General features: G+C 41.3%; 18 protein-coding genes. 9 read left to right on the forward strand and 9 right to left on the reverse strand.

What is annotated here, in order from left to right; translation table 11 throughout:
* Nucleotides 1–415 precede the first annotated feature (415 nt).
* Nucleotides 416–739, reverse strand: coding sequence for a hypothetical protein (locus AAA970_RS20475; protein ID WP_338238753.1), 324 nt, complete (start codon nucleotides 737–739; stop codon nucleotides 416–418).
* A 330-nt stretch (nucleotides 740–1,069) separates the two neighbouring features.
* Between AAA970_RS20475 and AAA970_RS20480 the strand changes: the two genes are divergently transcribed.
* Nucleotides 1,070–1,978, forward strand: coding sequence for a diacylglycerol/lipid kinase family protein (locus tag AAA970_RS20480; RefSeq protein ID WP_338238754.1), 909 nt, complete (start codon nucleotides 1,070–1,072; stop codon nucleotides 1,976–1,978).
* Between the two features lie 32 nt (nucleotides 1,979–2,010).
* On the opposite strand, the gene AAA970_RS20485 is transcribed toward AAA970_RS20480, so the two are convergent.
* Nucleotides 2,011–2,394 (reverse strand): DUF805 domain-containing protein, encoded by a 384-nt coding sequence (locus AAA970_RS20485; protein WP_338238755.1) that lies wholly within the window; start codon nucleotides 2,392–2,394, stop codon nucleotides 2,011–2,013.
* A 483-nt stretch (nucleotides 2,395–2,877) separates the two neighbouring features.
* On the opposite strand from AAA970_RS20485, the gene AAA970_RS20490 reads away from it, so the two are divergent.
* Nucleotides 2,878–3,225 carry a DUF3024 domain-containing protein gene (locus tag AAA970_RS20490; protein ID WP_060689443.1) on the forward strand — a complete coding sequence of 116 codons (348 nt, stop codon included), beginning with the start codon at nucleotides 2,878–2,880 and terminating at the stop codon, nucleotides 3,223–3,225.
* Nucleotides 3,226–3,446: 221 nt separating this feature from the next.
* Nucleotides 3,447–4,880: a sulfatase family protein gene (locus tag AAA970_RS20495; RefSeq protein WP_338238756.1), complete on the forward strand. Its 1,434-nt coding sequence runs from the start codon at nucleotides 3,447–3,449 to the stop codon at nucleotides 4,878–4,880.
* Nucleotides 4,881–5,063: 183 nt separating this feature from the next.
* Here AAA970_RS20495 and AAA970_RS20500 read toward each other — a convergent pair whose 3' ends face one another.
* Together AAA970_RS20500 and AAA970_RS20505 are read right to left on the reverse strand one after the other, a co-directional pair.
* Nucleotides 5,064–5,840, reverse strand: a complete 777-nt coding sequence (locus tag AAA970_RS20500; RefSeq protein ID WP_338238757.1) for a DUF3667 domain-containing protein — start codon at nucleotides 5,838–5,840, stop codon at nucleotides 5,064–5,066.
* Nucleotides 5,841–6,670: 830 nt separating this feature from the next.
* Nucleotides 6,671–7,798 (reverse strand): transposase, encoded by a 1,128-nt coding sequence (locus tag AAA970_RS20505; RefSeq protein WP_338236619.1) that lies wholly within the window; start codon nucleotides 7,796–7,798, stop codon nucleotides 6,671–6,673.
* Nucleotides 7,799–7,894: 96 nt separating this feature from the next.
* Between AAA970_RS20505 and AAA970_RS20510 the strand changes: the two genes are divergently transcribed.
* Nucleotides 7,895–8,992, forward strand: a complete 1,098-nt coding sequence (locus AAA970_RS20510; protein WP_053404476.1) for an ISAs1 family transposase — start codon at nucleotides 7,895–7,897, stop codon at nucleotides 8,990–8,992.
* A 79-nt stretch (nucleotides 8,993–9,071) separates the two neighbouring features.
* Here AAA970_RS20510 and AAA970_RS20515 read toward each other — a convergent pair whose 3' ends face one another.
* Nucleotides 9,072–9,515 (reverse strand): hypothetical protein, encoded by a 444-nt coding sequence (locus AAA970_RS20515; protein ID WP_338238758.1) that lies wholly within the window; start codon nucleotides 9,513–9,515, stop codon nucleotides 9,072–9,074.
* 394 nt (nucleotides 9,516–9,909) lie between these two features.
* On the opposite strand from AAA970_RS20515, the gene AAA970_RS20520 reads away from it, so the two are divergent.
* Entirely contained in the window at nucleotides 9,910–10,971 is a 1,062-nt protein-coding gene (locus AAA970_RS20520) for a bestrophin family protein (RefSeq protein ID WP_338238759.1), read from the forward strand.
* A 495-nt stretch (nucleotides 10,972–11,466) separates the two neighbouring features.
* Here AAA970_RS20520 and AAA970_RS20525 read toward each other — a convergent pair whose 3' ends face one another.
* Nucleotides 11,467–11,835 (reverse strand): hypothetical protein, encoded by a 369-nt coding sequence (locus AAA970_RS20525; RefSeq protein ID WP_338238760.1) that lies wholly within the window; start codon nucleotides 11,833–11,835, stop codon nucleotides 11,467–11,469.
* A gap of 246 nt (nucleotides 11,836–12,081) precedes the next feature.
* Here AAA970_RS20525 and AAA970_RS20530 point away from each other — a divergent pair, with 246 nt between their 5' ends.
* The 4 genes from AAA970_RS20530 (at nucleotide 12,082) to AAA970_RS20545 (ending at nucleotide 15,800) form a co-directional block, all read left to right on the forward strand.
* Entirely contained in the window at nucleotides 12,082–12,387 is a 306-nt protein-coding gene (locus tag AAA970_RS20530) for a type 2 periplasmic-binding domain-containing protein (RefSeq protein ID WP_338238761.1), read from the forward strand.
* Nucleotides 12,388–12,552: 165 nt separating this feature from the next.
* Nucleotides 12,553–13,764 (forward strand): acyloxyacyl hydrolase, encoded by a 1,212-nt coding sequence (locus AAA970_RS20535; RefSeq protein WP_338238762.1) that lies wholly within the window; start codon nucleotides 12,553–12,555, stop codon nucleotides 13,762–13,764.
* A gap of 4 nt (nucleotides 13,765–13,768) precedes the next feature.
* On the forward strand, nucleotides 13,769–14,332 hold the full coding sequence (locus tag AAA970_RS20540) for a DNA-3-methyladenine glycosylase I (RefSeq protein ID WP_338238763.1): 564 nt from the start codon (nucleotides 13,769–13,771) through the stop codon (nucleotides 14,330–14,332).
* Between the two features lie 238 nt (nucleotides 14,333–14,570).
* Nucleotides 14,571–15,800, forward strand: coding sequence for an acyloxyacyl hydrolase (locus AAA970_RS20545; RefSeq protein ID WP_338238764.1), 1,230 nt, complete (start codon nucleotides 14,571–14,573; stop codon nucleotides 15,798–15,800).
* Nucleotides 15,801–15,981: 181 nt separating this feature from the next.
* Here the strand turns inward: AAA970_RS20545 and iolE are convergent, their stop codons facing one another.
* Genes iolE through AAA970_RS20560 form a run of 3 tightly spaced genes read right to left on the reverse strand, consistent with a single transcriptional unit; the run spans nucleotide 15,982 to nucleotide 21,608 of the window.
* Nucleotides 15,982–16,905 carry a myo-inosose-2 dehydratase gene (gene iolE / locus AAA970_RS20550; protein WP_338238765.1) on the reverse strand — a complete coding sequence of 308 codons (924 nt, stop codon included), beginning with the start codon at nucleotides 16,903–16,905 and terminating at the stop codon, nucleotides 15,982–15,984.
* A complete protein-coding gene (locus tag AAA970_RS20555; protein ID WP_338238766.1) occupies nucleotides 16,886–19,615 on the reverse strand; it encodes an MGH1-like glycoside hydrolase domain-containing protein in 2,730 nt (909 codons plus the stop codon). Before AAA970_RS20555 ends, iolE begins: the two co-directional genes overlap by 20 nt.
* A complete protein-coding gene (locus AAA970_RS20560; protein ID WP_338238767.1) occupies nucleotides 19,608–21,608 on the reverse strand; it encodes an amylo-alpha-1,6-glucosidase in 2,001 nt (666 codons plus the stop codon). The genes AAA970_RS20555 and AAA970_RS20560 overlap by 8 nt, the downstream gene beginning before the upstream one ends.

Here is a 21,608-nt window from a genome sequence, read left to right on the forward strand (position 1 = left end):
GTCATGGAGAATACTTTTTTACTACCTGTAAATCGAATTGCCATTGCCCCCCTAGTCCTAATCCCCACTGGTCGAATTTGTACGAAGAAGTTAAGGGCACTTGGAAAAGAAAGCTTGACATGCCCCCTAGTCGTAATCATCGCATGCTGAACTTCAAAGTCTTCTAAGAATGTAGCGCGGCGACTACGACCCAGTCCACGGAATTTGCTGGTTGGTTCTTTGGTGCACGAAGGTTTTACGGAAACACTAAGATCAAGGGGTGCATTATTGGATTAGCAAATTTTAATCCCCAAAAGATTGACACAAAAACCGAATAATCAGAGCCCATTTTCAGCTCTAAATAAAACTAAAAGCGAGGGGAATGAAGATTCCACCTCGCTTTTTTATTCATAAAACTCCATTGACCATTAAAGTGCTATTTCCAATGCTTCGGATTCCCTTGATGATCATAACCCAAATTACAACTCATACAAGCGTCGCTGTAACTTTCATAAATACCATAGGCCGGGCCGGGACGACCGTTGAGCGTAACGATTTGATCCAGACGTATACGATGATCTCCCACCAGTGCAATTTCACTTTTGCCTTCTTTAATGATATCGCGAATTGGGGCTTCCACATCCTCTAATTTTTCCTCGGCGACAAAGTAATTAATTTTGACCGGTTGCCTCATAACACTGAGGTCCGTTAACTGATCATAGAAATGGCAGTCCACCGGCATATAGGCTCCTTTTACCATTATATTTTGTTTAGGTGATAATTTTAAAACGAAATCAAAAAAAAGATCGCTATCCAATCGCTGTCCTATGCGCGACCCTTGTATCTTTTTATGGTAAGCTTGGGAGATTAACAAAAAATTTGCAACTTCTAGCACTGTGACCAGAACGTATTGAATACCACATCACCTCAATGCAGATTCAAATTACTGATTACAGGGACAGATGATGAACTCAAAATAATCTAAAATACAAGCTGAAGTTAAATTTTTCATTGAATAATTTGACTCAAAGCTTGCAAAAAAGACTTGCTCTGAACAACAAGACCTACCCTCACCCCCAAATTTGCATCTATGAAAGTACTCTTCATTCTCAACCCCATTTCCGGAGGAAGATCAAAAGCTGATTTTTTAGATGAAGCTGAATTACTACTAAATCGTTATGGGATAAAAGGCAAGATTTATTTGACTACAGGAAAAGATGATGAAGCCAAAATCCGGAAGGAAGTACAGGACTTTTTACCGGACAGGGTAATGAGTATTGGTGGTGATGGGACTACCCTCCTTACGGCTTTAAGCTTGCAAGAAAGTCACATTCCTTTCGGGATCATTCCTATGGGATCTGCCAATGGCATGAGTAAAGAACTGGCAGTGGATAACAATCCCATTAACGCCCTGAAAGATGCCCTGTTTTCCCAAATTATTGTACCACTTGATATGATTTCCATCAATGATGAACACTACAGTTTGCATTTGGGAGACTTTGGCATTAATGCGGCAATAGTGGAAAGCTACAGCAAGGAGGAAAGTCGGGGCTGGGCCTCTTATGCGAAATATTTCATACAGGCCGTGGCAGAAGCCGAAGCTTTTGAGGTGGAGGTAACAGCCAATCAGGAAACCAAATCCTATATGGCCTATGCGGTAATCATAGCCAACACCAGAATGTATGGAACCGGAGCCGTGATTAATCCCATGGGCAATCCACACGACGGAAAATTTGAATTAGTCATCGCAACTCGACATGACCTTTCCGGCTTAATTTCATTGGGATTGAGTAGCATCACGGAAGAAGCATTAGGGGCAATGGAGAACTATGGGGAAATCATTCAAACCAAACATGCCGTGATTAAATTAAAGCATGACCGGATGCTTCAGTTAGATGGGGAACTCATTGGAAAAACCAAACAGGTGGAATTAAAAATATTGCCTGCTGCTAACCTTTACATTACCACCAATGACAATCACTTCCTAAAGCAGGAATAAAAAAAGACCGAACAATTGTCGGTCTTTAAAACTTATGATGCTTCGATAAATTCTTTTACCAAATCCTCCGGATTTTTTGGGTCTGCTCCGTATTGGTTCGGGCCTGTGTCACCTTCACTTGCCAAAAGGTAAATCAACCAAAAAACGCCAACCAAAGGCACAATAATCACAAAATACCACCAACCGCTCTTGTTTACATCATGTAAGCGTCTTACGGTTACCGCCAAATTAGGGATAAATACACCCAATGCGTACAAGGCATAAAGGGCACCACCCAAAACTTCACTTGCCGCACTGAAGGCCCCTAGTAAAATGAGAACAGCTGAATTAATCAAGGCAAACATCCAAAACTCCTTACGGCGAGCGCGACCACTAAAATCAAAGTATTGTTTTAATACTTTTAAATACCATTCCATAGTTCGTATAATAAAGATTAATATTTTTTAAAAATAGTCAATAAGAACAAACTTATCATCAAAAAAAGCCTAAAAAAAATAAATAAAACAAGAGGGTTTGTCTGGACCTCAATATTCACCACCCATTCCAATATGAGGAGGGGTTCTAACCAGCTAAGGCGCTCCAAATCAGCATTGATCGAAAAATCCTCCCGGAGAGCGTGTTTAAAAGTACACCTTCCGACTTCAAATTCGAATTATTGGAAACGATCTCGGATAATTTCTCAACAATAGCCATGTTATTCACTCAAAATAATCAGGGAGCGCTACTGCAATAATCAGATTTTCGATACGATTTTTGGCTTTTAACCACGCCCTTAGATAGTTCGTTGCCGAATAAAAAGGAAAAGCCCATGCCCGAAAGGAGGCAAAATTCAAGAAGTGAAATTGGCATATTTTCAAAAATAAATTAATAACTTCACGGCTGAAGCAGTCTAATGGTATATGTCGGAGAATTCTAGAGTAGTCAGTATTTTTGAGAAGTCAATTGCCTCTTTCGTGGAGGCCATGCGTCCAGCAGAAGATATGCGAGATGAAGTGGATATTGGCTACACTTTTGAAAAAAACACCCTAATCCTACTGGAAATTCGTCCCTCCTATGTAAAGCCGGGTATCATCGTCAAAAGCCCCATCGCCAAGGCTAAGTTTATCAAATCCCGAAGCATTTGGAAATTATACTGGTGTCGGGCAGATGAAAGCTGGGATCCTTATCAACCCAATCCTGAATTAGAGAACTTAACAGATGTATTTGAGATCATCAATGAGGACGAATACGGTTGTTTTTGGGGATAAACCATAGCAAAACCATTTTCTTTGTCCGTCTATAAACTGTTGGGAAACCTCATTTCTTCGGCCTACAGCACAATAGGGGTGATTATTTCTGCTATTCAACCGCAAAAAAAACAATATTCCCAAACCATTTCAGGAGAGGCTGGAGGCTTTATTTCCTTTAATAAAGAGAAAATCTGAAGCTTCATGATCATCTTTAAATACGAGCCAAAATTATTTAAATCATGATCAAGAGATTATACTTTTTATTGTTTGTATGCTGCTGCTTTGGCCGGCAAGGAATAAGCCAGGACAAGCCTAATATCATCATTATTTACGCCGATGATATGGGGTATGGAGATGTTGGTTACCATGGTGTGGACGACATTCTCACTCCGGAAATTGATGCACTGGCAGGGGAAGGCGTACACTTTTCTCAGGGATATGTTACAGCATCGGTTTGTGGACCTTCAAGGGCAGGTATGATCACGGGCGTTTACCAACAACGCTTTGGTTGTGGGGAAAATCCTTCTGCCGAAGGATACCCTGAAAATCCCAGATTTAAACTGGCGGGTGTCCCTACTGCTCAACCCATGCTTTCAGAATTATTGAAACCACAGGGTTATCAGTGTGGAATGATTGGAAAATGGCATATGGGGGTTGATAAACCTCTAAGACCCAATTCCCGGTCTTATGATTTCTTTTATGGTTTCCTAAATGGGGCGCATGATTATTATTATGCCTCTAAGCATTTCACCAAAAACAAGAGTAAGTGGCCTATTTTCCGTAATTGGGAAGTGGAAGACCCTCACAATGGATATCTTACCGAATTATTCACCGATGAAGCGGTAAATTTCATCCAAGAAAATAAGGAAGAGCCCTTTTTCTTATACGTAGCATACAATGCGGTACACCATCCCTGGCAGGTACCGGAGGAATACCTGGAGCGCACCAAACATTTAAACGCTCGAGAAGACCGTCAATTTTTTGCGGCCATGGTTTTAGCCCTGGATGATGGTGTAGGAAAAATTAATCAAGCTGTAAAGGCGGCAGGTCTGGAGGAAAATACCATTATCTTCTTTGTTTCCGATAATGGCTCACCCAGAGGGCAGGGATTAAAGCCAAGCAAAAAAGATAGCCGACAGGAAAGAGGCGGACATGTGATGTCTAGTACTTTGGGGCTGAGAGGCTATAAAGGAGATACCTATGAAGGAGGAATTCGTGTTCCCTTTATTATGAAATGGCCCCAAAAAGTGGTGAAGGGGACGAAATACGATTTTCCGGTTTCAACGCTGGATATTGTGGGAAGTCTTAATGAGGAATTAGCATTGAATGGAGGCACAAAAGGTTTTGCCCTGGATGGGGTCAATTTAATTCCCTACCTAAATGGTCATCAATCTGGCCGTCCGCATGAGATCATGTATTGGCGTAGAGATAATGATTATGCTATCCGAAAAGGTGACTGGAAACTTAGCTGGAACGATCACTCCTGCCCCAAAGGAAGCGACAGTATGCTTTTCAACCTGGCGGAAGATCCAAAAGAATTTAACGATTTAAGTGAAGCCTCTCCCGAAATCAAAAAGGAATTACAGCACCTATTTGATTTATGGGACAGTAAACTACCAGACAATGCCTGGTGGGGTGGCCCGAAAAATCGACAATACAATTATAATCCATAATAGGATAGTAATTAAAAAAGTCTCCTTCGGGAGGCTTTTTTTAGTAATCGAATAACCAATTTTCATATTTAAAATCATATGATTGCGACAATATTTCCTGGTTATTTTAAGAAAAAAACATCGATATGATTGAATAAAAAATTCAATAATTCAAATGACAAAGATTAAAACAGGCACCTCCATTTACGAATTGGCCATTTGCTGAATCTGATCCCATTCCAGACCGGAAAGCAAAACCAAAAACAGGATCAATAAAATACTAAAAATAAAACCTGCCAGCGTCACCCTTCTCATGGTTTTCCAAATAGAATATTTTTCAAAAAATTCATAATATACCTTTAAAGGGAAGCCAGCCATAAAAAGAAACTTTACCTTACCGACCACCTCTTCCCAAAAAGGAACACCTTCACTCCATATAGAAAGCGGCTTAAATAATAAAACCGCAAACGTTAAAAATCCGAATAAGTATGCATTGAGCACCACATGTTCAAAATAGCTGTACTTTCTTTTCCAAAAAGCCAAAGCAGTGGATATTGACCCGATAAATAGCAGCACCAACACCCCATAGGCAAATTTTTCTATAAAAAGGTAACGTAAGAGCTTAACAGTCATTAGATTTTCTACCTGCTCTGCATTCCCAAAATTTAAGGTATTAGGTGCTCCTGTTTGGAACAATAAATTCAAGGTAATCATGACCACCAAAAAAGAGAGTGGCTTTACATATCGCACCCTTTGTCCCTCCAAATAATTCCGGACCATTAAGCCCGGTTCCAGAAACATTTCCTTTATCGTAAAAAGCATTCCCCGGTCTAAAGAAAATACACTTACAGGAATCTGTCGCATAACATTCGTAAAGCTCATCCGCCCCACACGTGAAGATTGACCACAATTCGAGCAGAAGTTCCCATTAATTTCTTGCTGACAGTTTTTACACAAAGAGGCCATGACATCAATTTTCATTCATAAATAGGTGAGACCCTCAAAATATAGATAATTCTTTCAAAATCCTATATAAAGAAAAGATCAAGGAGAATGAATACCAGACCGATCGCCTGTTCTCGGAGGCTGAAAAAGCGCATCCTACCATGGCTGTATCAGGGCTTTTTCTTAAAGACTAGCTCAGCCACTGATCCCGAATGATGCACCACCAAATTCAACAAATCTATTCCTTAAGCCCTTATCAGCTTTCTGTGGACGTTTGGTGATTTTTTAAAAAAAATAGTCCCAATCTGGCTATGCTTGCTATTACCACATTCATCTGCTTCCTTAGAAAAAACGAAAATGGGAAAATCCCTTCATTTTCACCGCCTTGCAGCTAAACGAAATTTAGGCATGCTTACTTTGGCTTATTGTATTGTATTTTATTCAGCGCATGTTAGAAGCACTCCATCCGGCAACAAATTCGAATTATGGGAAGCGATTTTGCATAATTCCTCCACAATGGAGATGCTATTCTCTCAAAATAATCGGGTATCGCTTCTACAATAATTAAATTTTCGATGCGAATTTTGGCTTTTAAACACCCTCTAAATAACCAAAATTGTTAATTACATTTCATTGTCATGGTTTTGAGGTATCCCTAATGAAAGGGAAAATGCAGCAGGGAAGCAAAATCCATCCAAACCACTCAATAGCCCGGATTTGGTTCGGAGAACAGTAGGCTAAACTATAACTCAGCTGGTTCTAAAGCCCTCTTTTCTTTAAAACGGTAAAAAAATAAGCCCAAAACCACCATATTTTGAGCTTATTCTACTCCTAAGAGCCGAAAGAAAATAGTCAGTACCATACAACTAGACATTTATTGATTTGGGGCAAATTTTCCGATCATGACTCAAGAAGTGATTCAGGATATACTCGCCCCAATTTTCTATTCTGTAACCAGCTTCTGCGATGCATTCGACTCCTTTTCGAAAAACGGAAATGGATCTGTACCTTTTACCATTGGCATAAGTTTTCAGACGAACATTTTTGTACTTTTTTAACCCATGAGCTATGGATACCGAATATGCAAAAACGACAATAGCCATCATTAACCGGCATCTATCTGCTCCCTGAACATTCATTTTTTCAAGGTCAAAACCATTGGTCTTCAAATGTCTGAAACATGTCTCAATTTGCCATCGCTTCCGATAGTCCTCAGCCACTTTATATGCGTTTTTAGACAGGTTTGTCAAAAGGAAAATCACAGGTTCCTTTTCCGCATCTTCACTTTTCTTGATGACCATCCGGCAATTGTCTCCAGCTTCAAACTTCATTTTAGCGGACATCGTTTTACCTTTCACCTTACTATTGGTGACTTTTGAAATCATTTGCGCTTTCGTCATAGATTTTTCATTCCACTGAGTCTTAAAGTTGCATTCTTTTACCCGAAGCACATATTTAAAGCCGTTATCTTCAAGGTATTTGATGAATTTCTGTCCTGCATATTCACGATCAGCCAAGAGAATTTTACCTTCAAGATTGAATAACTTTGACGCCTCTTCAAGCAACTGAATTCTTTCTTCCTGATTACTGATGCCCTTCTTTTCCAGATTCATGAAATAGATCGGCACCGCTACTCCATTATACAAAATGGCCAAGGTCATGAAATGAAAAGTACGATCCCCTTGCGTCCAGCTGGTGCCATCGACCATCAAAAAATCCCCACCTTTGTGCATATGCATGGCGGATAATTGCAATAGATCACTCCATAAATTGGTGTCAGAATATTCCGTAAATATGCGGGTTAAGCGTTTGTAATGGCCAGAGGCGGAAGTACGCTGATTATCTAAAATGCTACCGATGGAATCTTTCACTTTATTAAGACAAACGGTTCCTTTTCGGATGATGCCTAAACTTAGGGCGAGTACATTTTTCCAGCAAGCTTTACCCCATTTTGGAAATTCTTGCGTAAGTTTGCTGTGAAGCGAATTGAACATAGATCTTTGTTGGCGTTGGAACCCAAAGTTACTATTGTTGATTAGGGCAAACGCATCAAGTTAAAAACTATTGAGAAATTGGTTTATTTTTGCCCTATGAATACACCCACGACTATTTTTTCAGGAGTAGAAGACCCTCGCCAAGAGTGGAGATGTCTTCATCCATTAGAAAATATCCTTTTTATCGCCTTAGCAACAATGATTTGTAATGGCGAAGATTTTGAAGATATGGTAATTTTCGGAGAGCAAAATTATGAATGGCTAGCCGAGTGCCTTGATTTATCGAATGGTATCCCCTCTCATGATACCTTTAATCGAGTTCTACAAAGATTACGACCAGACTCATTGCTGAATAGTCTCAAAGAAGATGGGCAACAATTACTGGACGTTGTAAATGAAAAGCAGGTGATTTTAGATGGGAAAAAATTAAGGGGAGTTTCTCCAAATCAAAAAGGGAATAAAGGTTTATACATATTAAGTGCTTGGGTTGGTGAAAATAATATTTGCATAGGCCAACAAAAGGTTAAAAATAAAAGCAACGAAATTACAGCCATTCCTGAATTACTTGATAGCATAGAATTGGCCGGCGCTACGGTGAGTATTGATGCGATAGGGTGTCAAAGGGAGATTGCTCAAAAAATAACACAAGATTGTGATGCTCAATACTTTCTTTCGCTTAAAAAAAACCAGAGGAACAGTTATCAGATTGTTGAAGATGCATTCCGCTTCCACAATCCTAGCAAATTTGACTTAATGATTGAAGAAGGGCATGGAAGAAAAGAAGAACGTAAATGCACTATAATTTCAATGGCATCTTTGCCGGAAGAGGAGCAATTAACTGGTTGGGAAGGGCTAAAAACTATTGTTAAGATTGAGAGTAATCGAAATGTTAAAGGGAAGGAAAGTAAGCAGGTTAGATTCTACATGAGTTCTGAAGAAATTTCAGATCCAAAATACTACAATTTATTGGCAAGAGGACATTGGAGCATAGAGAATCAACTGCACTGGCATTTGGATGTGACATTTAATGAGGATGCTTGTAGAGCCAGAAAGGATCATTCCGCTGAAAACTTAAATATCCTCCGAAAAATCGCACTGCAGAGAATTTCTAGAATGGATGATAAACTCAGTAAGAAAAAGAGGAGATACAAGGCTTCAATGGATCATAACTACCTTATATCCATCATCTCCTGATGCGTTTGCCCTAATTGTTGATTCGCTTTTTACGTTTTTAGGCAAAAATGTCTAGCTGTATGAGTCAGTACTATAAAAACTACTCAATCATAATTTCTTGCATAGTCCTGGAACCATATAGAATCCGCATTTCCCCTCTTTCCTTGTTTCCTTTCATGAACTGATCTTCATTGCCGATAAGCGTTTTGCCCAGCGCTCGCATCTTATCATCAAGACCATCCAACATGGCATAATTCTCCACTTCCACCATTAATATCATGTTCCAATCTTTGGGGTGGCTTTTTTGTCCCCACAAAATTTTATAAGATTTGGCATAACCTTCCTCTACCGCAGCATCCATCATTTTTTTCCAATTATCTTTCAGGTTCATCACGTAAGGGTCACCCATGCCCGTATTAATGCTGATAAAATCAACAAACCATACGGAGCCTTCTTTATAGGGCTTATCCTGAGCCTGAGTCAATTCCACACTGGCCCAGATCATGCAAATGGATAATAAGCAAACTTGAATTAATTTTTTCATAATGGTACAATTGGTTTACCTATTAAACCTTAATCGGACGAAATGACTATCCTTACGATCCCTTAGGATCCCCTTCTATGTTCAGGGTTCTGAAATAATATTAATTTCATATAGCATTAAAACTCTTAAGGATATTTTCCAATAGATATTATTCAATAAAAAGGTGTACTCGCTTTATTTAAATTACCATCTCGTCTTTGTACTATTTAAGCAACAGGCCCCGTTGATCATTTTTAGCTTGACCGCCTTACTGATGAGGAACTTTCTTCTTTATGGACAATTATTTCATGATTACCTACCAGTATAAAAACAACTTGATCCTCATCCCAAAGGAAATAACCTTCCATATGTTCGATATTTTTTATATATTTTTTAATATCATCAGGAATTATACATGCTCACCAAAGTCCGATACTCCTATAAAGAAATGGCCAGATGGACCCGCTGGGAAAGCCTGGCATTCACCAGCTATGCCACTGCCATCTGCACCTTTTATGTTCTGGCAGATCATTTCTTTTTTCACTTGCCCTGGGCTCCTCTGGCCGTAGTCGGTACAGCAGTAGCCTTCATTATTGGTTTTCAAAATAATGCTGCCTACGGAAGAATTTGGGAAGCCCGAAAGATTTGGGGAGGCATTGTGAATAACTCCCGGATTTGGGGCATGAAAACAGCGGATATGGTCACACCTGAAAATAGTAATGGCCGGTATGATGACCAAAGTATCAAAAAAATACGCTGCATATTAGTGTATCGTCACATTGCCTGGCTTACCGCTTTACGTCACAGTATGCGCCAAAAGAAAAAATGGGAGGTTTTTGATAAGCATATTACTAATCGGGAGTGGTCTGCACTTTCCCACATACCGGAAAGAATTACCAGCCTTTCTGATGATTTAGTGATGTATTTATCTGAAGAAGAACTGACCTATGTTTTATCAAAGGGTAATAAAGCCACTGCCATTCTATATTTACAATCGCGTCACATCCGGAAATTAAAAGAGGAAGGGGCGCTTTGGAAGTTTGCTTTTTTACAGCTGGAAAATGTTTTAGGAGAATTTTTTAACCTCCAGGGCAAATCCGAACGCATTAAGAATTTCCCCTATCCAAGGCAATACGCCACTTTAGGGCATATATTTGTTTGGATTTTTATTTTACTTTTCCCCTTTGCCACTGTTCCCGAATTTTCAGAAATTGGTAAAAAATTGGCGGTAAATTTTCCTTTTGCAGGTACGTATTTCGTTTGGCTATCCATTCCTTTCTGTGCATTAGTAGCCTGGATTTTTCATACGATGGAGCGCATCGGGCGTGTGGGAGAAAACCCTTTTGAAGGTTCGGCCAATGATGTGCCGATTTCAACCATTTCCAGAGCAATAGAAATCGATCTCCGCCAAATGCTTGATGAAGATGCCGAAGAAATCCCGGGACAATTCCCGGAACTGAATGATGTGCAAATGTAAAAAAGGAGGCTAAGCCCCCTTCAAAATGCATTCCGTAATAAAATAAGTGGCATATAGTAAAGCACCCTTTCCATTTACAGGTAAATGGTGATTTTCAAGTCGAATTATTCATCAACAGGCCCAAAAATCTCTTTATCAGGTGGCTTGGCGTAATTTTACTGATTTTCGCTTCGCCCCAATTGGGGTGAGCGTGCTTTCTCTTCATGCATCCGATACTTTGAGAAAAACTTGAAATGGGGAACCATTGCTTCATTTACCCACCTTACAGCTAAGAGCGCGTTTAAATGCTCACCATCCGTTTACAAATTCGAATTATGGGAAGCAATTTTGGACAACTCTCAATAATAGCAATGCTATTTTCTGAAAATAATCGGCTACCGCTGCTACAATCATCAAATTTCTGTTTCGCAATTTGGCTTATGAACATGCTCTAAACGAAGATTTAAGCGTAAAATAATCCGGCTTGGGCATGAAAAATTCGGCTTAATACAGACTTTAATAAATCCGACCTTCCCGCATGGGACTCAAATTCAAATTTTGAAGTAATAATCTGGTATAATCTTTATAATATTCCTGTTCACAAATGATGGAAATTTTACGCTGATCTCCAGCATCTACCAAACCAATAATATCATGGTAAGAATGCACCACTTTCTGCTCTTTTTTTAACAGGGCATCGAATTCAAAGTAATATTGCTGATCGCAATTGTTCTTCACCAGAATTTCTAACTGCTTTCCTTCCGCTTTCATATAAAAAGCTAGGTCATTTTTATGCCCCAGGAATTGGTAGTCCTCCAAATGCTCGGCAAAAAGTGGGGCAGTCATCAAGCTGAAAATCATTAAGAATGAGAAAAAGAATTTCATAGTGTTTAATGGTTTAGTTTATCCTATTATTTGTAAGGATTGTGCCAATTTCCCAAAAGGCTTTCCATGGACTGCAAATCCACTTTTTCTTCTAACTGTTCTATAAAACATGTACAGGATCGTACACTGCCGAACATTAACGTACAGCCGAAATAGTTTATCATTTTCCTGAAATATTTTTAATTATTCGTTGAACTATGCTTTAAAAACAGCAGTTAATCACGCAATTAACCCATTTTGATCGCTATGAAACGCATAATTCAAGACTGGAGCAAAATGCCAAAATCCCTCCAAAGAGAAATCGATCAGTACTTTAAAGGAGAGGTCAAAAATTTCCTTCAAAATCTGATTGATCATAAAGGCAATTACTTTTCAGCCGTCGCCTATCCCAAAGATGAGGGCACCATCATTTTGGTCAGATTCCCTTATCAGCAAAAAAAGGCAGCTTCCAAAATTTCTGCTCAAAAGGAAAAAGAGTCAAAGGAAATTTTTTTGGAGACAGAAAATCAGTTGGAAGATCAGCTTCCCTACATGAATGAAGAAAATGAATAATTGAAGTGACCTCCGGGTCACTTTTTTTTTAGTCAAGCGCCTATTAATCAGCCTATATGGATTTCCATCAATATTTTTATAAATAATTTTATTCTTCAAATAGCTCCATTAAGTACATTTTGACACGATTTTTGAGCAGGGTGACCAAAACAACCTAAATGATCAATGAAAAATTATATATGGAATAAACTGTTACTTTTATTTATTCCTACTTGTTTGATGATCAGTCCGTCAGCCCTATCTCAAAGCCGACCATATCAGTTTTTGCGCCTCAAATCACAGGCGGGCACCGTAATGGAAACAAACTCCTTTTTGAAAGGAGAAAATTCACTGGAGCTCCCCATTGATTATTACCATTCCTACTCTCTTGAATTTGGTCGACAAACCATTGGAGATAACGAATGGGAACAAAATTATCTTTTCCCGAAATATGGCCTTGGATTTTACTCCGCTGCCTTTTTCTTTCAAAAAGGGGAAGAGAACCCCAATGACATTTCAGCCAAAGAACTGGGCAATCCATTGGCGATATATGGTTTTTTTGAAGGGCCCTTCAAAAGATGGCGAAAATTAAGCTGGCATTATCGAATGGCCTTTGGCCTTACATATAACTGGAACCCCTATGATCCGGAGGATAATCCCTTTCAAATTGCCATCGGCTCGAAAAAGACAGTCTATATAGAAGGAGGAACTTATCTGGAATATCCAATAGCCAAACGCTGGGACCTGATGGCAGGCTTTTCAGTCACCCACTTTTCCAATGGCGCTACCACCACGCCTAACTATGGCATCAATATGCTTGCACCCTATTTAACGGTGCAATACAATTTTATTAACGAACAACGAAATCAATTTGAGTTTAAAGACCCAACTCCTTTTGAAAGCGAAAATGAAATAAATATTGGCTATGCCATGGGCATGAAGCAAATTACCAACCCATCCAATTCTGAGCTGGAAAGATTTCCGGACCTGGGCTTTTTGGTAACTAATATTAACACCAATTTCATGCGCAGGATAAGTCCAAAATCAAAAATTGGTTTAGGTTTAGACCTCAATTATGATGGTTCCAATCATGCCAATATCATTGCAGGAGAAGATGGCTTACCCATAAAAGAGGATAATGGTTTGAAATATAAAATTAGTTTCGGTTCTTATGCAGGCTATGAATTAGTCATTGATCGCCTATCATTGGTCATGAATGTTGGGGCTTACTTTCTCAGAGAGCATTATGAAGATATTAAACCTGTAATGTATCAAAGACTTGGATTAAAATATCACGTATATAATGATTTATTTGCCGGAATATATGTAAGAGCCTATGATTTTGCTGTGGCAGATTTTGTCGAATGGCAAATTGGCTATCGCATATTTAAAAATTAATACTATGGAAAACAGATGTCCCTGGGCAGAAGTCGATGATCTTTACCGACAATACCATGATCAGGAATGGGGAAAGCCCGAATTTGATGACCAAAAGCTTTTTGAAATGCTATGCCTGGAAGGCGCGCAGGCGGGAATTTCATGGCATATCATCCTAAAAAAAAGGGACAATTACCGAAAAGCATTTTTAAATTTTGATCCGGATGCACTTTTGGAAACCTCTCCGGACTACCGCTCGGCTTTAGTCCAAGATGCCGGTATTATCAGAAATAAATTAAAAATCAATGCTGTTTTCACCAACGCTTTGGCCTATAAAAAGGTAAAGGAAGAGTTTGGTAGCTTTAGTGAATATATTTGGTCTTTTGTAAACCACTCCCCAATCATTAATCATTTTCAAAGCCTGGAGGAAGTCCCTGCCGAAACGGAGATTTCTGTTAAAATGAGTAAAGATTTAAAAAAACGTGGGTTTAAATTTGTTGGTCCAAAAATTATTTATGCTTATATGCAGGCAGTGGGTATGGTGAATGATCATTTAACCTCCTGCCCGGCCCACGCTTTGACCAAATGATAAGAAAGAAATAAAACGGTCAACCGTTCGAATTACCGTTTCGAAGTATTATTTTCGAAGCGTGTTTTGAAACCAATTTAACCAGAGAAAATTCGAATTATTGGAGGCGTTTGTGGAGGTGATCACTATTAAAGCGATGTATTTCGCTTAAAAAATCCCACAGCTCTTCTGTAATACTTCTGATTTTCACATAGAATTTTGGCTTTTTGAACACTCCCTGATCACAATATAACAATCTATGAAACTTAAACATTTACTCCTACTACTCTTGTGTTTGCCAATTTCTGTCATGGCACAAAAGTCGGACTCCACGCAGATCAATACCAAAAAAGGCAATAGCTTTCTACGCTTAAAGTATCAGGCAGGAACCGTATTATTGACCAACGACTTCTTGGCTGGCAACAATGAATTCGATGAGCCCATTGATTATTACCAATCCTTAGCCATTGAATATGGAAAACAAACCTTTGGTCAGCATGACTGGGAGCATGCCTACAATTTTCCCAAATACGGGATCGGGCTTTATTCAGCTACCTTTTTTAATACTACTGGTCAGAATGTGAAAGACTACCTGGGAAGGCCATCCGCCATTTATGGTTTTTTCGAAGGCCCCTTTGGCAAAAAGCGGGACAGTAGGTGGTTGTTTGGATATCGGCTTGGCTTTGGATTGACCTACAACTGGAACCCATATGACCCTGTGGACAATCCTTTCCAAATTGCTATTGGTTCAAAAAACACCGTATACATTGAGGCGGCGCTTAAACTTGATTACGAGATTAATGACCGCTGGATGGTGGGCACCGGAGCCGGATTTACCCATTTCTCCAATGGGGCATCCTCTACTCCCAATTACGGGATAAATTTGATGGCGCCTTATCTGATGGTACAATACAATTTCAATGATAATATCAAAAAAGAATTAATTCGCAAGGAACTTGATCCGGTCGAAAAAGTGGGAGAGGTCAATGTTGGACTGAACTTTTCCTCCAAGCAGATTGATTTCAGCACCACCTCAGATGGAGAGCCTGTTGATCCGGATGATAAATTTGCCAATATCGATTATTTAGCGATTAATCTGACCGCGAATTGGATGAAACGCGTGACGCAAAAGTCCAAGTTTGGAGTTGGTTTGGATCTGACTTATGATGAATCCATTAATGCACAAGTAGAATACAATTCTGAGGGGGAATTAGAAAAAGCCCCCGAAGCTTCAAATGCGGACAAATTCAGCTTAGGAGGCTATGTGGGTTATGAATTGGTATTGGATCGCCTGTCGCTATTAATGAATGCCGGAGCTTATATTTTACGTAAGGATGATTACCCGGGAGTGAAACCGGTCATGTACCAGCGTATTGGTTTAAAATACCGCTTCTATGATAATATCTTCGCTGGCGTATATGTGCGGGCTTATCATTTTTCTGTAGCGGATTATCTGGAATGGCAGATCGGTTATAGATTTGGTGGATAGATAAAAAATCAAAACCTGGCAAAACGCCAGGTTTTTTTTTGCCCAAAGCAAAAGCCCCGGAATTTCCGGAGCTTCTCTTAATAATGATACAGGAACTATGACATTTCTATAATTAACCTTTAACCATTCGGTGCTAGGCGTGATAATCAATAGTCTCTAATGGCCAACACTTCAGCTATGCTTACAAACCGGTGATTTCTGCTATATGCGCCCGAGCCATTTTGGCATAATCCAGCGGATAAGCTTTTGCCGGATCCTGTTCTGCTTCCACGATCAGCCAACCTTCATAATCTGCATTGGCAAGCGTCTGGAAAATAGGGGCAAAATCAATCATCCCCTCAGGGTCTCCCGGAACGGTGAAAATCCCCTCTAAAATGGATTGCTTAAAGGACAAATGTTTTTCATCACTGATGTCCATCTTTTCCTTACGGATATTCTTCAGATGCACATGCTTAATGCGGTCTGCATAAGTTTGCGCTAAAGACAAAGCGGAATCATTCGGACCTCCGGAGAAAGTAATATGGCCCGTATCCAACAGCAGATGTACCAATGTCGGGTCCGTATTTTTCATCAGATGATCGATTTCTTCCCTTGTCTGCACCCCGGTCCCCATATGGTGATGGTAACAAAGACGCATGCCTTCCGCCTTGGCAATGGCGCCTAATTGGTGCAAGCCACGAAACAAATCCTCCCATTGATCCGGAGAGAAAATTGGCTTATTGGCTTTTAAAGCCACTGAACGCTGATGCACCGAATGCCCCAATTCCGCCACCACGATATCCGTTCCTCCCATTTCCTTAATAAAATTCAGGGAATGCTTGAAATCCTCCACCGTTTGATCATACATTTCATTTACGGTAAAGAAAGTACTCGTCCAGGGTTCAGATACACGTAATCCTCTCCGGCCTAATTCCTTTTTCAACACCTCCACATCAGTAGGATACTTATGTCCCACACTACAGCCCTGATAGCCGGCCAAAGCCATCTCGCTGACACACTGCTCAAAAGGAATCCCAATGTCAATGTCCAAAAAATCATCATTCCACCAGGAAGTCGGGGTAATCCCTACCCAAACTTTTTCTTTGTTAAACTTTTTGTTGCTCATGGCTCATTACTTTAGTTTGATTCAATAATTCTGCGACTAAGCCTGTCCAGCCTGTTTGGTGGGAAGCCCCTAATCCGGCACCATTGTCTCCATGGAAATATTCATAAAAGAACAACAATTGATTCCAATCAGGATGCTGTTGCATCACCTGATTACCCCCGAAGACGGGGCGATTTCCATTTTCATCTTTTTGGAAAATGCCGATGAGTCTTTTAGAAAGATCCGTCGCAATTTCTTCCAGACAATGTAGCTCTCTGGAGCCACTTGGATATTCCACCTGAAAATCATGGCCCAGGAAGGTATGGTATTGTCGAAGCGTTTCAATCAGCAGGAAATTTATGGGGAACCAAACGGGCCCCCGCCAATTAGAATTCCCTCCGAAAGATTGATCTAGTGACTCTGCCGGGGCATATTGCTCGCTTAAACCAATGCCATCCACCTCCATATAGAAAGGATTTTGTTCATAATCTTTGGAAATTCCACGGATACCATGCGGACTCAGGAATTCAGATTCACTTAACAATCGGCTCAAAATGCGCTTTAAACGATCCGGATTAACGAAGGACAATAACAATTCATTTTCATTATCCGCTTTGGTGGTTTTCACCTGATCAATCAATTCCGGATGTTGCCCCAAAAACCAATCAATCTTCTCCTTAATCTCATTGGCGCAATCATCTCCTAAAGCGGAGAGGTCCAGGCTCGCTACCGGGAACAGGGCAATGACCCCAACAAGAGAGCGTAACTTCACCGAATAGTATTCCACGGGATTATCATAAACGGTCAGGAAATCATAGTAGAAACCATCCTCCTCGTTCCAAAGCTTTACTTTACCCTTAGACCGGTGCTCAATGCCATTCATCGCATCGGCTATGAAAACAAAATGCTGGAAGAATTTACTGACCAAATGCGAATATTCTTTACTGTTTGTTTCACTAAGAATAAGCGCCATTTCCATCATTTTCAGACAAAACATGCCCACCCAACTGGTCCCATCAGACTGGCTCATCACCACCCGGTGCCCCACGCGATTTTCAAAATCGGCCAGATTACTCCGGTTTAGGATGGAGATATTATCCAATCCCAAAAATCCACCTTCGAACAAATTATTATCATCGGCATCCACCTGATTGACCCACCAGGTGAAATTGATCAGACAATGCCGGAAGATATCCGCCAGAAACTCAAAATCACCTTTCCCCGTCTGCGCTTTTTCAATTTCAAAAATTTTCAAACTGGCCCAGGCATGAAGAGGGGGATTCACATCGCTGAATGACCACTCGTAAGCCGGAATCGCCCCCCCCGGAGACATATACCATTCATTGGCCAAATGACGCAACTGATTTTTGGCAAATTCCAAATCCAATCGAGCGAAAACCACTGCCTGAAAGCAAAGGTCCCAGGCCGCAAACCAGGGATATTCCCAGGCATCCGGCATGGACAATACATTAGAGGCGTACATATGGGACCACTGCATATTTCGGCCTCTTCCCTCCGGAGGAGGAGGGCCTGCCGGATCTCCATTTAACCAATCGGCTACCACATAATTATAATACTGCTTGCTCCACAGCATACCTGCATAAGCCTGTCGTTGAATTTGCATGGCTTCGGCCTCATGGGCTATTGGGGAAATCGCCTCATAAAAGGCATCTGCCTCCTGAATCCGTTCCTCAAAAGTTGCGGAGAACTCCTGATCAAAAGGGTGGGTTAAATGCTGCTGATCACTCAACCTCAACCATACCTCCTGACTTCCTCCGGCTTCCAATTTCAGGTAATAGGCCGCACTCGCCTTGGTGCCCTGCAGGTCCGGATTCACCGTTTTCTGTTTATGAACAATAAAATCATTGATGCCATCCTTGGGAAAACGGGTCGCATTCGGTACGCCCCACAAACGCTCATTATTGGTTTCATTTTCCACAAACAGCAAATCCTGCGCCCCCTGGCAATAAAGCGTCATGGCAGATGGCCCGCCATCAGAAAGCTCAGAAGTGCTGATTTTTGCAAAGGCCTGATCTCCGGAAGCTTTTTCACCAAACATCTCCGGCGCCTTTACATTCTTATACCAACTCCAGGTATTCCGAAACCACAGGGTCGGCAACAATACCAAACCCGCGGCCTCCGGCCCCTGATTCTTTACCGTAATTTTGATAAAAATATCCTGTTCAGCTCCCTTAGCATATTCCGCCTGTACATCAAAATATCGATCCTCTTCAAAGACGCCCGTATCCATAAGTTCGTATTCCATCGAATGGGGATCTGCCTTTCGCCTGCCATTTTCTGCCACCAAATCATCATAGGGAAAAGCCCGCTGAGGATATTTATACTGCCATTTCATATAACTATGCGTAGGCGTATTATCCAAATAATAGTAATATTCTTTTACATCCTCCCCATGGTTGCCCTCACTGTTGGTCAGCCCAAACAGGCGCTCCTTTAGGATAGGGTCATTACCATTCCACATGGCCAAAGAGAAACAAAGCCGCTGCTCCGGATCCGAGATGCCCGCCAATCCATCCTCTCCCCAACGATAGGCTCTGGAACGCGCCTGATCATGAGAAAAATAATCCCAGGCATTTCCATCCGCACTATAATCTTCCCGCACTGTTCCCCATTGACGTTCGGAAAGATAAGGTCCCCAATACAACCAGGAATCAGACGATTTCCCTTCATAAGCCGCCTTTAACCGTTGACTTTCTTTGTTATTATCCATGACTAAATTCTTTTAAAATGATCAATTCCTCACTTTCCCTCAGCACCAACATGAGGCCTTCAATTAATTGGCCGACAGACCAGGCCTGGGCAATACAACCCTTGGCTTCAAAAGGCGCCTCTCCATTAAATATTTCACTGATCGAACCCAAGCCCACTGCTGATAAATGATCTAATAGGGGATTCAAATAATCCATGGCCATTTTGGAGTCCTGATAAACCCGCATCAGTGCCTTGATATAAGGTCCAATCCACCAGGCCCAAACGGTACCCTGATGGTAGGCACTATCCCGCTGAGTACTGTCTCCTCCATAAAAACCATGAAAGCCCTTTTCAAAAGGGGCCAATGACCTTAATCCATGACTGGTGAATAAGTGAAAAGAGCAGACATCAAAAATCTTCCGCTGTTCCTCCTCCCCAAAGGGACAGAATGGTAAGGCCAAGGTCAGTAACTGATTGGGACGTAGTAAATCTTCTACTCCCGACGGGCCGTCAATCACATCAAAACAATAGTCCTTTTCCTTATTCCAGAATTTCCCAAAGCCCTCCTCCACCCCGGCGGCCAGCTGCTCATACTTTTCATTGGGCTGTTTTAGCTGGCTGGAAAATTCCCGCATAATGCAGATCACATTGTACCAGAGCGCATTGACTTCTACGGGTTTCCCTATTCGGGGCGTGACCACCCAATCGCCAACCCGGGCATCCATCCAGGTGAGTTGTACCCCCTGCTCCCCGCCATAAAGCAGGTGATCCTCCGGGTCCATTTTTATTTGATACCGCGTCCCTTTAATATGCCATTGGAGGATATCTTCTAGTTTGGGAAATAACTGTTGAATCAGGCTTAAATCCTTGGTTTCCTGCCAGTAATTCCAAATCGCCACAAAATACCAGAGCGTTGCATCTATGGTATTATATTCCGGTTGATTCGAAGCATCCGGAAAGCGATTGGGCAACATGCCTTCACTGATATATTCGGAGAAAGTAGACAAAATTTTAGCGGCTTCTTCCTTGCGGCCGGTCAATAAGGTCAGGCCGGTCAATGAGATCATGGTATCCCTCCCCCAATCCTCAAACCAATGGTATCCGGCAATGATACTTCGGCCATCTCCCTGCCGACGGACCACAAACTGATCCGCAGCTAAAATAAGTGCGCGATAAGGATCGATATGATCTTCATGGACCTTGTGTTCATTAGCCCACAAGTCCACTAAATATTGGTCTCTCTCCTTACGCCTTCGGAAGGCCTGCCCAAAATCAAAATGAGGAGCTGTACCACAGGCAAAAGTGACCGTTTGCCCTTCCACCAATTTGATGCGGAAATTGCCCACATGCCAATGACTGTCCAGAGCATTTAAACCCCTTTCTGCTTCCCGCGGCAAATAAAAACCATGATATTGCTCAAAAGCAGGAGTGGCTTCAGCACCGGGCATTTGAAGATAGAGGGAAGGTTGATGCGCTCCATACTGCACCAATAATCCACCCTCATGCGGATTTACCTGGATTTGAGCCGGTAGCTCCCCGGTATTATGAAAAATACGCTGATTGGCAATCGCACTCAACTTCAGCTCCACCGGCGCTGCTGCGTGTACCAAACGGTAGGAAACATAAGTAACATTTTGGCCATATTCCATCCAAATTTTCTTCACCAGCATGGCATCCCCAAAGGCAAACTCCCAGCTTGGAAAACTGCCCTGCAGGCAAAATCCCTGAAGATGCTTAAATCCCTGAGGAGCTATGGACCCTCCCTCCCAGCGATTGGTGGTCATTTCAAATTCCTGATCCTCATAGGTGCACCATTCTTCCAGCTTTGCCAGCATCAGATGCCGATCCACCGGTGGATTCAAAGAGGCCACCAATAATCCGTGGTAGCCTCTGCTCAAGGAGCCGGCAATGGTACCGGAAGCATAACCTCCGATGCCATTGGTCACCAACCATTCATTGGATTCGGCAACGGATAAATTACCCGTTACCGCTCTGCCAAAATGTATTTTCAT

Source organism: Persicobacter diffluens (genome assembly GCF_036244895.1).
In the GTDB taxonomy this organism is placed as follows: Bacteria; Bacteroidota; Bacteroidia; order Cytophagales; family Cyclobacteriaceae; genus Persicobacter; species Persicobacter diffluens.

Excerpts from the sequence above, each read along its gene's own strand:
- AAA970_RS20475 (WP_338238753.1), bottom strand. The coding sequence starts at position 739 with ATGGTAAAAGGAGCCTATATGCCGGTGGACTGCCATTTCTATGATCAG.
- AAA970_RS20480 (WP_338238754.1), top strand. The coding sequence starts at position 1,070 with ATGAAAGTACTCTTCATTCTCAACCCCATTTCCGGAGGAAGATCAAAA.
- AAA970_RS20485 (WP_338238755.1), bottom strand. The coding sequence starts at position 2,394 with ATGGAATGGTATTTAAAAGTATTAAAACAATACTTTGATTTTAGTGGT.
- AAA970_RS20490 (WP_060689443.1), top strand. The coding sequence starts at position 2,878 with ATGTCGGAGAATTCTAGAGTAGTCAGTATTTTTGAGAAGTCAATTGCC.
- AAA970_RS20495 (WP_338238756.1), top strand. The coding sequence starts at position 3,447 with ATGATCAAGAGATTATACTTTTTATTGTTTGTATGCTGCTGCTTTGGC.
- AAA970_RS20500 (WP_338238757.1), bottom strand. The coding sequence starts at position 5,840 with ATGAAAATTGATGTCATGGCCTCTTTGTGTAAAAACTGTCAGCAAGAA.
- AAA970_RS20505 (WP_338236619.1), bottom strand. The coding sequence starts at position 7,798 with ATGTTCAATTCGCTTCACAGCAAACTTACGCAAGAATTTCCAAAATGG.
- AAA970_RS20510 (WP_053404476.1), top strand. The coding sequence starts at position 7,895 with ATGAATACACCCACGACTATTTTTTCAGGAGTAGAAGACCCTCGCCAA.
- AAA970_RS20515 (WP_338238758.1), bottom strand. The coding sequence starts at position 9,515 with ATGAAAAAATTAATTCAAGTTTGCTTATTATCCATTTGCATGATCTGG.
- AAA970_RS20520 (WP_338238759.1), top strand. The coding sequence starts at position 9,910 with ATGCTCACCAAAGTCCGATACTCCTATAAAGAAATGGCCAGATGGACC.
- AAA970_RS20525 (WP_338238760.1), bottom strand. The coding sequence starts at position 11,835 with ATGAAATTCTTTTTCTCATTCTTAATGATTTTCAGCTTGATGACTGCC.
- AAA970_RS20530 (WP_338238761.1), top strand. The coding sequence starts at position 12,082 with ATGAAACGCATAATTCAAGACTGGAGCAAAATGCCAAAATCCCTCCAA.
- AAA970_RS20535 (WP_338238762.1), top strand. The coding sequence starts at position 12,553 with ATGAAAAATTATATATGGAATAAACTGTTACTTTTATTTATTCCTACT.
- AAA970_RS20540 (WP_338238763.1), top strand. The coding sequence starts at position 13,769 with ATGGAAAACAGATGTCCCTGGGCAGAAGTCGATGATCTTTACCGACAA.
- AAA970_RS20545 (WP_338238764.1), top strand. The coding sequence starts at position 14,571 with ATGAAACTTAAACATTTACTCCTACTACTCTTGTGTTTGCCAATTTCT.
- iolE (WP_338238765.1), bottom strand. The coding sequence starts at position 16,905 with ATGAGCAACAAAAAGTTTAACAAAGAAAAAGTTTGGGTAGGGATTACC.
- AAA970_RS20555 (WP_338238766.1), bottom strand. The coding sequence starts at position 19,615 with ATGGATAATAACAAAGAAAGTCAACGGTTAAAGGCGGCTTATGAAGGG.
- AAA970_RS20560 (WP_338238767.1), bottom strand. The coding sequence starts at position 21,608 with ATGAAAATACATTTTGGCAGAGCGGTAACGGGTAATTTATCCGTTGCC.